The sequence below is a fragment of the Chryseobacterium gleum genome (assembly GCF_900636535.1).
GTDB lineage: Bacteria > Bacteroidota > Bacteroidia > Flavobacteriales > Weeksellaceae > Chryseobacterium > Chryseobacterium gleum.
The window spans coordinates 778,793-792,554 of the sequence record NZ_LR134289.1; the positions used below are offsets into that span (position 1 = coordinate 778,793).

Annotated in this window: 8 protein-coding genes and 1 pseudogene; 4 read left to right on the forward strand and 5 right to left on the reverse strand. The window is 42.7% G+C overall.

Annotation, left to right across the window (positions count from 1 at the left end):
* The first annotated feature begins 60 nt into the window (after positions 1 to 60).
* From EL165_RS03610 to EL165_RS03625, 4 genes are read left to right on the forward strand one after another with little or no spacing between them, the layout of a single operon-like run.
* Positions 61 to 696 (forward strand): hypothetical protein, encoded by a 636-nt coding sequence (locus tag EL165_RS03610; RefSeq protein WP_041461485.1) that lies wholly within the window; start codon positions 61 to 63, stop codon positions 694 to 696.
* A gap of 47 nt (positions 697 to 743) precedes the next feature.
* On the forward strand, positions 744 to 1,082 hold the full coding sequence (locus EL165_RS03615; RefSeq protein WP_081457767.1) for a MerC domain-containing protein: 339 nt from the start codon (positions 744 to 746) through the stop codon (positions 1,080 to 1,082).
* Positions 1,083 to 1,118: 36 nt separating this feature from the next.
* Complete coding sequence (locus tag EL165_RS03620) at positions 1,119 to 2,345, forward strand: MFS transporter (protein ID WP_002979410.1); 1,227 nt, start codon at positions 1,119 to 1,121, stop codon at positions 2,343 to 2,345.
* Positions 2,346 to 2,381: 36 nt separating this feature from the next.
* Positions 2,382 to 3,206, forward strand: a complete 825-nt coding sequence (locus tag EL165_RS03625; protein WP_002979409.1) for an RteC domain-containing protein — start codon at positions 2,382 to 2,384, stop codon at positions 3,204 to 3,206.
* Positions 3,207 to 3,232: 26 nt separating this feature from the next.
* On the opposite strand, the pseudogene EL165_RS03630 reads toward EL165_RS03625, so the two are convergent.
* The 5 genes and pseudogenes from EL165_RS03630 to EL165_RS03650 all read right to left on the reverse strand — a co-directional run bounded on the left by EL165_RS03630 (position 3,233) and on the right by EL165_RS03650 (position 13,711).
* Positions 3,233 to 8,669: pseudogene (locus EL165_RS03630) on the reverse strand (N-6 DNA methylase).
* Positions 8,656 to 9,093 carry a DUF1896 domain-containing protein gene (locus EL165_RS03635; protein ID WP_002979407.1) on the reverse strand — a complete coding sequence of 146 codons (438 nt, stop codon included), beginning with the start codon at positions 9,091 to 9,093 and terminating at the stop codon, positions 8,656 to 8,658. Before EL165_RS03635 ends, EL165_RS03630 begins: the two are co-directional and overlap by 14 nt.
* A 153-nt stretch (positions 9,094 to 9,246) precedes the next feature.
* Positions 9,247 to 10,125: an ORF6N domain-containing protein gene (locus EL165_RS03640; protein ID WP_002979406.1), complete on the reverse strand. Its 879-nt coding sequence runs from the start codon at positions 10,123 to 10,125 to the stop codon at positions 9,247 to 9,249.
* A gap of 38 nt (positions 10,126 to 10,163) precedes the next feature.
* Positions 10,164 to 12,242: a type IA DNA topoisomerase gene (locus EL165_RS03645; protein WP_002979405.1), complete on the reverse strand. Its 2,079-nt coding sequence runs from the start codon at positions 12,240 to 12,242 to the stop codon at positions 10,164 to 10,166.
* Positions 12,243 to 12,244: 2 nt separating this feature from the next.
* The gene (locus EL165_RS03650) at positions 12,245 to 13,711 is read right to left on the reverse strand and encodes a DUF3945 domain-containing protein (RefSeq protein ID WP_002979403.1); all 1,467 of its coding nucleotides are present in this window, start codon (positions 13,709 to 13,711) and stop codon (positions 12,245 to 12,247) included.
* Positions 13,712 to 13,762 lie beyond the last annotated feature (51 nt).

Here is a 13,762-nt window from a genome sequence, read left to right on the forward strand (position 1 = left end):
ACAATTCTGTAAAGCCTTATCAAATTTATGGTGGGGCTTTGCAGAAAATTTTTGATAAATATGAGAAAGATTTCAATTACAGTGATACTATTGATATGCTCCATAATTACTAAAGCACAGCAATCAGAGCATTCCTATACTACACCACCGCAAGAGTTTTCCCTTAGTGCCGGGGCGGTCAATACCGCTATCCTACAAAAGAGATTTTACGGGGGATATTTGGATTTAAAATATTATCCCGTCAAAAGGTGGGCTACGGGGCTTAGTTTTTCACTTGTTGGAAGAAAGATAACAGATACGTTCACTTATTCCATAGGACAGCCATTGGTGGACTTTTATGAAATAGGCTGGGTTAATCAATATGACATAATACAGAAAGATAAAATCCGTCTTGGGGTAAGCCTTAATAATGGTGTTGCTATTTCGAGGCTTGGGGATAATGCCGAAAAAGAAAAGTATTGGGCAAGATTTGGTTCGGGAAAACGTGCAAAAGAAGTAGCTACAAATTATTTCTACCTGTTACAACCCGGCTTAAATGTTTCGTACAAGATTTATTCAAACACTAACAGTCCTGACATTTACTTTACAACCAAATTACAGTATCGGGCAGTATTTGGCAGTCCGAAATACGGACAAATCAACGACTTTTCTAACTATTGGATAGGAGCAGGAATTACAGTTTTAAGCGATATGTAAACAGAATTATTTAAAAAATTTCAGAACAATACTATAAGCAATCATCAATGAAAAATAAAACATACGACATACTCGGCATTTCGGCAGCAACGCTCTGTTTAATCCATTGCCTGATTTTCCCTTTGCTTGTCATTATACCGATTGGCATATCGCATAATCCGTATATAGATTTAGCCTTTTTGATTATCGGAGCTATTATAGCATTCAAAATCTGCAAGACGACCGACAGCAAGCTGGTCATTGCTCTTTTTGCCGTTTCATTGCTTACGATTTTAATTTCGGTAGTCCTCGATGCCCTTTACCATATACACCTGCCCCTTATTTACGTCGGCTCCGTGGGGCTGATTACGGCACATATCATCAATCATCGCAGGACGCATACCTAAAGAAATCGGGAAAACAACGCTAAAAAACAATACTGAATGGCAACAAATAATATAATAAACGCAATCACAGAACCCTTTAAAACCCTGCGAAACACGACTTTCGCAAGGCTTTATTTCGCACAGATAGCAAGCCTTTTCGGCGATGCTTTTACGTGGCTTGGTCTGGCTTTGCTCACGTATGAGATAAGCCCCCGAAATGCCGCCGCCATATTGGCATCAGCCCTAACATTAAGGGTAACGGCATACATCATTTTTTCGCCCTTTGCAGGTGTGGTATCAGAAAAATTCCAACGCAAACAGATATTGCTCATCACGCAGTTTGCAAGAATGGCAATCGTCTGTATGTTGCCTTTCGTCAATGCCGAATGGCAGTTGTACGCATTGATATTTGCATTGAATGTGTTTGCGGCATTTTTTACGCCTACATATAGAGCCATTATTCCGCAGATAGTGGAAAAAGAGATATACAGGGAAGCCAACGGCTTATCAATGGCAACCTTTCAGTTGTTGAGTGTTTTCGGACCCGCATTGGCGGGTATCGTAGCGGTTTGGCTGGGTGCTACACAAATATTTTTCGTAAACGGTGCAACGCTGTTTGTCGCTATATTGTTCATTCTTTCCATTCCGAAATCATCATTGCAAAAAGGTGTAAGCAGTGATAATGCCGTACCTCAAAAAACGTGGGGCGAAGTGTTAAAAGGCATACGATTATTGTTCGGTAACAGGATTGTACGGTTTGCATTAAGCATTGAATTTATATCAGCCGTCGCAGGTGCTATGGTTTTGGTCAATACAGTTGGCTTGGTAAAAACGTCCTTAGAGTTGGACGATAAGCACTACGGGTGGATAATGTCGGTATTCGGCGTAGGTGCAGCGATTACAGCATTTTTATTGGGTAGTTTGGACAAATCCAAAACACGTAGCGTTTCACTGATTAGCGGAGCAATGTTGATAGGTGTCGCCATCAGTTTTGCCAATTTCGTACCATACAACGGGCTGATGTTCTTATGGATTTTGGCAGGTATCGGGCAGACCTTAGCCGATATGCCGTCCGAAACACTGATAGGCGAAAATATCGAACCTAAAGACCAAGGCAAAGTGTATGGTGCTCATTTCGCATTCTCCCATTTGTGGTGGGCAATCGCCTACCCGATAGCGGGATTTTTAGGCACACAATTCCCGAATAGAGAGTTTTTGTACGGTGGGATAGCTACCATTGTTTTAGCGATTATTGCTATTCTGATGTTTAGAAAATCAAATTAAAAAATGTAGCCTGAATATTAATTTAAGATAACCGGTATGGATAAATTTTATCAACAGATACTCAATAAGCTGGAGGACGAAATCAGGGAATTGGAGGTTGAAACCGATTGCTCTGTGCAACGAATTGAAGCAGTTATCAAACTTATCATTAAAACTTTGTCCGACCTAAAGGAGCACATCTTAAAAAGAGGGTTTAAGAATACCGTTGAAGAAATCAATTTTTTCAAACATCAGAAACCCGTTATCGTTGCTAAGCTCATTTATTACTATGCCATTTACAAAATTGAAACGAAAAAACCCAACGGTACGAAAGCGGTCAGAAAATATTTCAATGAAGAATTGAGAAAGCTCAAAAGACACTTCAATAACAACCTTGAACTGTATAAATACTATCGCACCAAAAGTACATTTCTTGACGAGAAGTTATTTATAAGAGGAAAATTTGATATTAAGTTAAGCATTGACACTATTTATTTGGAAACAGATATTAGGTTCTCTACTTATTACGATTATAAAATAGCCGAGATTATTGCTAATGACTTGATACAGGTATATCTTGAAGCAAAACTAAATAAAAACAGTCACAGCAAAATATCGGATAACTCGTCTTTGAAATGGACAGGGAGTAAAGCCGCAGCTATCGAATTGATTTACAGCTTGCATTCACAAGGTGCATTTAATAATGGGAATACTGATATTATAAGCATTGTCAGATTTTTTGAAAACAGTTTTAATATTGATTTAGGCGATTTTTACCATACATTTTTAGAACTCAAATCCCGAAAGATGAACCGAACAAAATTCCTTGACAGTTTGCGTGATGCCTTGATTAAGAGAATGGACGAACAGGACGAGAAATAAAAGGGGCTTTGAAACAAGCCCCTTTTTTACAATACACCTCGTGGCAAATGAATACCTTTTGTCCGTATAATGCTTTCCGAAACTTTTGGTGTTTCTTGCTTTTTCTCGACCTGTTCCGTAGGTTCTCCCTTTTTATCCGGTTCGATAGATAACTGTATCTTTCGCTCAATAGAAGCCAGCTCCGTTTTGAGTTCGCTCAGTCGGCTCTCCTTAGTCCACGTACCATTGACGACCTCCTGAAGCACAGGTATATCCTTTTGATAGCTCGCAATGCTTTCCTGTTCCTTTGCCATAAGTGGCGGTATTTTTTCCAACGCTCTCAAAAAGTTTAAAGAGGCGGTTTCGGGGTCTTTAGCAATCACACCGAAATTATGATTGTACTTTATGTTACCCTCTCCCTGAATAAAAAATCGGTTTACCCGAATATCTACGCCGTCTTTTTTGGACATTTCCGTTTTAACCAATAGCTGAAATCCGTACAAACTGCCAATCTCCTGATAATCCCCACCTGTACGGGCTTTGTCTGCAATCTCGTTGAGCTTGGTTCCAATCTGTTTGACGTTCGCATTGAGCGATAAGCCGTCCAACTGAACAGGGTTTGCGATTTTGCCGTCCTGCCTTTTTTGTATGCGTTGTTGTAAATTCTCCCAATCGGTTGTCATTCGGTTGAGGCGTGATTGAGCTGCGTTAAATTCTTCCGTATAGTTTTCCAATTTAGATTTAGCACTATACTTAGAGCGGTTAAACGCTTGCTTTTCGCTTTCCAATCCTGCAATCTGTTTTTCAACCCGTGCCTTATCCAGCAGGTCTGTATTTCCTGACAGGATTGCCACGTATTCCGAGAAGTTCATACCCGACTTTTCGTCCATACTGCCCTCGTCAATGGTTCGCTTGCCGAGATTATTGGATTTTAATTGGTCGATAAATAGCTGTTTGTTGAACAGCAGGTTGAACTTATAACTATCCAAAGATTTCTCAACGGCATAAATGATTACATCTACTTTGTTGTCCGCAAAATGTTTAGCAATTTCATTGCCTTTGCGGATTGCCCGACCGTCACGCTGGGCAAGGTCGCTTGGTCGCCACGGGGTATCTAAGTGATGAACGGCAACGGCTCTTTTCTGTGCATTTACACCCGTTCCGAGCATACTCGTTGAGCCGAACAGCACACGGATTTTTGCCCTCGTTCATTCCTTTGATAAGGTCTTTACGTTGCTTGTCCGTTTTGGCTTCCTGAATAAACCGGATTTCGTTTGCAGGTATGCCGTGGTCTTCCACGAGCTTGCGTTTGATTTCCGAGTACACGTTCCACTCATTCGGCTTGTACGTTCCCAAATCCGAGAACACGAATTGCGTACCTTTCTGTGCGTTGTATTTGTTGTAATACTTCGCTATATTGTTGGCACAGTGCGAGGCTTTGTTGTCGGGGTGGTCTTCATAGATACCGCTTACCATTCGCATATCCAAAGACATCTTACGGGCGTAGTCCGTAGCGATAAGCATTTTTGCTTTTTCTTCCGATTTTGACAACGGGTGTCTGCCGAGCAGGGTTGCATCGCCCGACTTGGCAAACTCCATTAGGTTCTGAATAAACTCCTCTTGGTCGGGCGTAGGCGGAATGTTGTACAGGATTTCGTTTTTTTCGGGGCGGTCAATGCCTATATCTTTGGCAGTCCTGTAATCCGTGATTTCAGAGTAGAACTGTGCAAGCTCCGGTACTTTGATAAAATAACGGAAACGTTCTTTTGCCACGATATTGTTAGCTACCGAAAATTCATAATCAGTCGTTTTACGTGCGTAAATCGCTGCCCACGCATCAAAACAGTTAATGCCCTGTTTTTCTAATGCCCGTGGGCGTAGGTATTTGAACAAGAGGTACAATTCCGTTAAGGAATTGCTGATAGTAGTCCCCGAAAGAAAGGTTGCCCCCATATCTGCATCGGTTTGCTCCTGAATGGTACGGATAGCAAAAAGCAGGTTCATCGCTTTTTGGCTACCGTCCACGTTACCCAATCCGGCTACCCGACTATGACGGGTATTGAACATTAGATTTTTAAATTGGTGGCTCTCGTCGATAAACAAATGGTCTATGCCCATCATTTTAAAATCGACAATATCATCTTTGCGATTTTCAATATCGTGCTGTAAAGTCTTTAGCTTGACTTCGAGATTGTCCTTTCGCTTGATAGCTCCGGCAAGCATACCCCTTGTTACCTCCGCACCGTCTGCCTCCATTGCATAGAGGTTTCGTTCCACGTTATCTAATTCTATTTCGAGGATTTCCTTTTGGATTTCGGGGCTTTGCGGTATCATTCCGAATTGGTCGTGGGTTAAAATCACACAATCCCAATCATTGTTTTTTATATCCCCGAATATTCGGAGGCGTTTTTGTGGAGTGAAATCGTCCTTGCCTGGGAACAGTATTTTAGCGTGGGGATAGGCTGTACGATAGGCTTCGGCGATTTCGTGAACATTACTTTTTAATCCGATTATCATTGGTTTGTGTGCCAAGCCCAAACGCTTCATTTCCTGTGCAGCAGTACACATAACCAATGTTTTGCCAGCACCGACCTCGTGGTCACAAATTGCACCGTTGTTCAGTTTTATCATCCAAACGGTGTCCTTTTGGCTACTGTACAAATCTTCAATACCTAACGCTTTGCGGTCTAAGCCTGCAAAGTCCTGATGGGAACCGTCATAGTTCGGACGGACAAAGCAGTTAAAGGTATCGTTGTATTGGTCGGTCAGTCGGGTTTTAAACTCATCACTTTGGGCGTGTAGCCAATCGGTAAAAGCGGAGCGGATTTCGTCAATTTTGGAGTTAGCCATTTGTATAGCCTCCATATCCTTGACCTTGACTTCTTTCCCGTCTATTTCTACTTTTTTGGTTATATCGGGTGTCGTATTGACAAGGGCGTGTTTCAGCAGGGCAACGCCGTCAAACGTTCGACTTTCAGCCTTGACCGCATACTTGACCCAAATATTTTGGTTTCCCTGATTACAGATAACCGAAAAATCATCGGAGCTGTCCGAGTAGTGGATTTTTACATCTGCATCAAACAGGTGCGAGGCAAATTTGGCATATACGCCTATGGGTATCCAGCGTTCGCCGAGGTTGAAGTCCAGCTCCTCAAATTCGATACGTCTTGGTCGGGCTTCCTCTAATACCGTAAGGCTTTGTTTGGCTTCCTTATCTTCGGGATTTTGTTCAACGTAGGTTCTGATTTCGTTAGCTTTTTCAACCACGTTACCAGCAATCCAGCGTTCGGCAATCTCGTACTCCCTTTCCAACGGATTGTAAAAAATACGACCGTGCAAATGCTCTTTCAGGGCATCGGCGGTCATATTGCTGATTTCGGACATATAGTCCAAATCAACCGTTCCGAATTTGTTCAGCGAGGAAGCTAATGCTTCCTGCGGATTGTCCGTTGCTAATGTTGTGGTCGAAAAACTTACGGGGTGGCTGAATATATCCGCTTTCTGAACGATACCGCCTTTTACACGCTCCAAATACGGGATTTCTTTTCCTGCACTATCCGTTTTAATCAGCTTGATATTATCGGCACTGTTCAGGTTGCTGTACTTTTTGACAAAGGTATCGTACAGGCTATTCAGTTTTTCCCTTTCTTCCTTATGCTCCGTTTGCTTTTCGGCTTCTTTTTGATACAGGTCGTTGTAGGTGTCACGTACAGCGATATAGGCTTCGGCTCTTGCTTTTTGGGCGGACGGTAGTTGCAACGGGTGGAACATTGCCGTTCCGTTTTCCTTATCTACCTCCTGCAAATGACCTACCCAGCCGTTATCCACGACAAGGCAGTCGTTACGGTGGTACGATTGCAATTCCTGACTGTACAAGCCAGGTTCGGGAATGGTATCGGGAACAGTCACGGGAATAGCTGGCTTATCAGCTTGGCCATTCCCGTTTTGTTGTGAAAATAAATCTCCGATTATTTCCCGTGTAATGCCGTTGGGTGGGGTTGCTCTATTGACCGCACCATTGGGAGCAGGAGGCGTGTAAGGCTGTTGCATCGCCCCACTGAATAAGTCCGTTTGCCTGTTGATAGGCGTTCTCCGTCTATTGGAGGTTTGCCTTTTGGTTCTCGTGGCTCTCTTGGGCGGAGCAAGAACGGCAACGGGTTCGCCAGCATTTTCAAACAGGTCGAAAATGCTTAACTGCGTAAATTCCTTTGGGCTTTCCGTTGCTATGGTTGTTTGCGTAAAACGAGGGCGTTCCGGCTGAATGATTTCACGCTCGATAACAGGAGGCGGAGGCGTTGGCTGTGCCGGAATTTGTACGATTGGCTCATCGTTCCGCTCGCCTTTGTACAAAGACAAATTCAGGTGCTTTCCAAAATCATCGGAAAGCATCTGTTTGAGATTTTTGGCAATGCCCTCAACGCCATCTTGGTGTGTATAGATTAAAGCAGGTTGCCCGTAAGGGTCGGTATCTACTTTCCAATGCGTATTTATAATTCTTGCACCGTCATCGAATATCGCATTGCTGGGTGTGCCATATCCCGTTTTGTTGCTTTGGCAAAACAGTTCTTCCGCTTCGGTCAGACTTTGTTTTGCGGTATTCTTTTGCAGGATTATCAGGTCGGAGCCGACCTCTGTACCTGCATAATCTGAAAACAGGTTATTGGGTAATCGGATAGCCGAAACCAAATTGTTGTTTTCCATTAACGCCCTGCGTATCGGCTCATTATTAGGACTGTTTAAAATCCCTTGTGAGGTAATGAACGCCTGTAAACCGCCCTCTCGGAGCATATCATTACCTTTCAAAAAGAAATAATTATGAATGCTTCGGGCAGCTTGTATTTTTGCAGGGTCTTTACTTCGGGAATACGAAAGGTCAAACACGGAGGTATCGCCGAAAGGGATATTGCTTGCGATTACATCATAGGTGTTTTGCTCCTTTTCGGGGATTTCTTCAAAGCCACTCACACGGATATTGCTTTCGGGATAAAGGTGCTTTAATATTTTGCCCGTTAGTATATCCTTTTCATAGGCGGTAACTTTGGTTTCGCTCTCTGCAAAGGACTGAACGAAAGACCCGATACCTGCGGAGGGTTCGAGAAATTTGTCAATGTTCACACCGCTATCCCTCAATGTGGAGGATATAGCGTTGATAACTTCCGGCGGTGTATAAAAAGCGGTCAGTACCGAGCTTCTCATACTATCCACATACCTGCGGTATTGCTTTTCGTCCGTAGAATTTTCTTTTAAAAGTTGGTGGAGTTCCTGCGTAATCGGGAATAAATCGTGTTCGGTTTTCCGCCAATGGTTGATGTCTATTTCGTGTTCTACGGGATTGAGAATGAATTTAAGACCGCCAAATCCGCTGTAACGCATCATACGCCGTCTTTCCTCTGCGGTCGCTTGTCGCTTCTCCTTTTCCAATGTAAAAGCAATCCGCAGGGCTTCAATATTGTGCTGGAGGTGCTGACGTTTACTGAAGCCCATTATCTTCAATCCATATTGCGATTGTTCCCGTCAGTTCGGTATAGAGGACATCAAACTCGTAACCGTAGGCGAAATCATCGGTTAGTTTATACTTTGCAAATACAGGCTCACAGATTGGAAACATTTTAAGGGCGAACGGTCGTAGTTCCTTGTCTGCCATAATGGTGGCGAACTCATTGCATACGACCTGAAAAACCGTATCAAACTTTGAGAAGTGCAAGCCCTCAAAGAGTATGTAATTGGCAATCTCATCACATTGGTCGATAGCATTGCCGGAGCGGAACGCACCCTCGTAGGCATTGGCAGCCCACGAGGAACGCTGGTCGATAAACTTTTGGTCGTTGGCTTTTTCGGGAAAGCTACTGTTAAGGTGTTCTTGCAGTCGTAAACGGAAATACGACAAGTCTTTTTGCTGTGTACTCATAATAAATTTTGTTTTAGAATTTTGCGTAAAGCCTAAAATTAGAGCAGGTAGCAAGTGCCTTTGAGGAATTGGCAGGGTTTGGCGTTGAAAGGCAGGATTTGTCGTAACAAGGCATAAAAAAGCCTCTGAAAATTCAGAGGCTTAGTTGTATATTCAGGGCAGGAGTTGGAGCATTCTGCCGACTTCTATATCCATTCGGGAAAATGCAAACCACTTTTTACCCAAATCTTTGAGCGAAGCTCCGATATGGTACAGTTCCGTTTGGTCGATTATCAAAAATCGGTCGTGGGCATCGGGGAAAATCTCAATTTCAATCGGGGCATATTGGCTGTTATACCTTTGTACGTCCAACCGTAGCTGATTACCGATAGTTTTTGTATAGATTTTTGCCGTTACATCATCATTCCGTTTGCCCAATAAGGTCAGTACGGTATCATCTGCATAATTGTCGAGCAGGATAATGGAGCTTTCGGCATTCCTGATAATATCCGCTACAAACTTGTAGGCATCAAAGACCTGCCCGTTATAGAAAATACCTTTTTCGCTTTGGAGCTTGTCGCTTTCCAGAGCCTTAAATATTTCCTCAAATTTTTGGTCGGCTTGTAATTGTTTCAGTTCTATATTGTCCAAACGATGAAACAGCGAAGCATTGCTCGTAAGCACTTTTCGCATTTCTACAAACGCATTCATAATCTCAATGCTGACCTTTACGGCTATTTCTGACCGTAGCACAGCACTCAACATAGCAATGCCTTGTTCACTGAAAACATAGGGCAGGTACTTTCGGTGTTGTCCTCTTCCTGTGTTTAAGGTTCCAATTTGGAACCTTAAAGAATATGCTTCTTCATCGGTCAGTTGAAAACAGAATTTTTCGGGAAACCGCTCAATATTCCGTTTTACGGCTTTATTAAGGTTCTTTGTTTCCACTTGGTACAACGTAGCGAGGTCGCTGTCCAGCATCACTTGTTTGCCACGTATGGTATATATCAAATTTTCAATTTCCTTTTGGGCTATTATAAGTTTATCCGTCATTGTTGCATTACGTTCAGGTTTTCTAAAATCTAATATAGCTATTTCTTCTTGCGTTTCTCAAACTCAAAGGAACTTTCGGCTTGCTCATTCAATACGATATAGGCATCGAACTTTTTACCTGCCTTGCTTTTCATTCCTTTGATAAGTGGAGTTTTGCCGTTATTGACAAGGCTTGTAATATCGGCTATACTCAACTGTACATCGCAAACTCTGCGGAACTGTACCCAATTACAATGTTCGTCGGGGCATTTTACTATCTTGTCACGGATAATCAGTTGCTGGCTTTTGCATTTTGGGCAGGTCAGTTTAGGCAGGTTCTCATTAGCAATAGAAGTTTGTAGCAATTCGTCTGTTATGGACTTTGCGTAGGTTTCCATTTCCCGTAGAAATACCCGTGCATCAACTTCGTTGTTTTCGATTTTCTGCAAAGCCAATTCCCATTCGGCAGTCATAGCCACGTCCGCAATTTTGCGGTCTTTGACTAATCCATATACCTGCAATCCTTTCTCCGTAGGGATTAAGGCTTTCTTTTCCCGTTGGATATAATTACGGGTAAACAGGGTTTCGATTATCGCAGCTCTTGTGGCTGGCGTACCGATACCGATATGTTGCAGGGCTTTCCGTTCGTCCTCGTTCTCGATTTCCCTGCCTGCGTTTTCCATTGCCGACAATAGTCCGGCTTCGGTAAACAATACGGGCGGTTTGGTTTTCTTTTCCAAACAGGAGGCTTCTTTGATTTTCAGCTCATCGCCCTTTTTCACTTCGGGCAAATCCTGTATAGGTTCGGTATCTTCGTCCGAGAAATTGCCTTTTATGGAACGCCAGCCAGCCTCTAAAATCTTACAGCCTTTCAGTGTAAAATCATAGTGCGACACTTCCAACGCTATATCCGTTACTTCTTTTACACAGGCTTGTGATATGGCTTCGAGCAGTCGAAAGGCAATCATATTGTAAACCTTTGTTTCGTCCGCATTGAGAGCAGACGGGATTTTGTCGGTTATGAGTAACCCGTGGTGGTCTGTTACACGCAAATCGTTTACAATTCGCTTATTAAACCGACCCCATTTTAATTTTGATACCGCTTGCTTGAAATTATCGTTGTCCTGCAAAGCCCTTACGAGATTGGGGATTTCTGCCCACATATCCTCCGGTATGTATTTACTTCCGGTACGTGGGTAGGTAATAAATTTTTGTTCGTACAGGCTTTGAGCGATATTGAGCGTTTGGTCGGCGGATAGGTTGAGCTTTTTATTGGCTTCCTTTTGCAGTCCTGTAAGGTCAAAAAGCAAGGGCGGTTGCTCCGTGGTATTTTTGCTTTCCACAGATACAACCGTAGCAGTGCCGTGTCTTTGAATTGACCTTAATGTATCTTCCGCTAACTTTTGCTCGTCCCATTTAGTTTTTGAGATACTTTTAAAATCAATATCCTCTTTGCGGTGCAATAGCTGAATTTGCCAATACTTCTTAATGGAGAAATTTTTGTTTTCCAAATAGCGTTTACAAATCAGAGCCAATGTAGGCGTTTGCACTCTACCCAAAGAATAAATGCCGTTGCCTGCGGATATACTCAATGCTTGTGTGGCATTGATACCCACCAGCCAATCGGCACGGCTTCTGCCTTGTGCAGCCTGATACAATCCGTCAAATTCTTTGCCGTCTTTCAGGCTGTCAAACCCTTGCTTGATTGCCTTTTCGGTAAGCGAGCTTATCCAAAGCCGCTCAAAGGGTTTACGGCATTTCAGATACTCGTAAATATACCGGAATATCAACTCGCCCTCACGTCCGGCATCGGTAGCGACGATAATACTGTCGCTTTTGTTGAACAATTCTTTGATGACTTTCAGTTGCTTTAATGCTCCCGTATCGGCTTGATAGCCTTTGTCTTTTTTGACCTTTCTCACGGTCAATATAAACGGGTTCGGGAGGATAGGCAATGAAGCCTTATCAAACCCCGAAATCCCGTAATCTTCGGGCATTCCTAAGCCAATTAAATGACCGAACGCCCACGTAACAAAATAGCCGTTGCCCGTTAGATAACCGTCCTTTTTATCGGAAGCTCCTAACAGGCTGGCGATTTCTCTTGCTACGCTTGGTTTTTCTGCGATAACTGTTTTCATAATTAACTAACTTTTCTACTTCTTGATTTTGCAGGGGCTTTCGGTTTATTCTGTTGCTCCTGTTGCTTTTCGTTCTTTGGTCTTTGCTGACCTTTTTGGAGAGGCTCATTGATATTCTTGGTGGCTTCATTGGTTTTGCCTTTGGAATTGACCTCTGTTTGTGTTTTGTGAGCTTCCGAAGCCTGTACCCGTTCTTTGTATTTATCGGGGAACTCAAAGAACAATTTGTCGGTTTGTTTATTCAATGTTATGTAGCCGTTGTAGGGTTGATTTTTTTTATCCGTCAATTCAATGAATACGGATTGACCGTCTTTGAGTTTGTTGCGTTGCTCCTCATTCAGTTCCTTACCTCTAAATTCTGTAAGAGGGTTCGGCTCTTGGCTTTGCTGATTATTTTGTGCCTGTTTATTGGATTGTGAGTTATCAAAATTGAAATCCAGCCTGTATGTGTCAATATTGTATTGTACAGTTACGTTATAAGGAGTTCCTTTTTCAGAAATCAATCCCTCCAATCTAAGCGGTTTACCCTCTTGTACGGTTTGTTTTTCTGCCTCGGTTAATTCCCTGTCGCCAATTTTATCAGGCACTCTGATAAAGGACGACGGCACGGACACAAGTTCATTGGTAAGTTTATCCACTTGGATAATTGACGGTATGGTGTTTCCTGTTTTGTATTTCAAATCAACAATACGCCCCATATTTCCCGTTTCGAGCAAGTTTTTTTTGTCTTCGTCCGTAAACTTATGCCCGAAAAATTCTCTGTTCAATTCGGGGGCATTTCGGACACCGTGTACCATTACTACTGTTTCGCCATTTTCGTTGTTCCGAAGTTGTAAACGGGCATCGGTACGAACTGCCACGCCTCCAAAATTTACACTTACATTTAAAAGTTCGGGTGTTTTATAGCCTTTTAATAATGGTTCAAGCAAATTCCTCTTTTCAAGATACTCTTTACTTACTCCGAAATTGTTCATTGTTTGCCAATCGACCTGTTCAGGCTGAAAGCGGTATTCGCTTTTTTCCTGTGTTGTTTGTGATGTTGCCATATCTTTTTGATTTTCTTGTTTTTGTTCCTCTTTAGGTTCATTCTTGACCTCGTGTTTTTCCATTTCCTTTTTGCCCTCTGGCGTAGGAGTATCTACCTGTTTCTGAAATTGCTTTGCTTTTTCGACGGCTTCATTTGCGTCCACTTTGAAGAATGCAAACGGGGTTGGGTTTTTCAACTGTCGCCAAAAGTTGGAGAAGAAGTTGGAAATGAAATCTCCGTGTTTATCCACTCGTAAAAAGTCGGATTGGTTCTTCTTGGTCGGGTCAACGGTTTCTAAGTTCCCGTCCTTGTCAATACCCTTAACGGCTTGGATTTTCATTTTCTCTTTATCCAGCACTAACAGCACGTCCGAAAGTTGCTCAGGTATTTCCTGTGCAACCTGTTCGGGTGCTTCCTGTTGATTTAATGTTTCTTCGCTCATAATCTGAAAAATTTAAAGTTCAATGCCGAAAGTAAAGGAAGTGGTTACTGC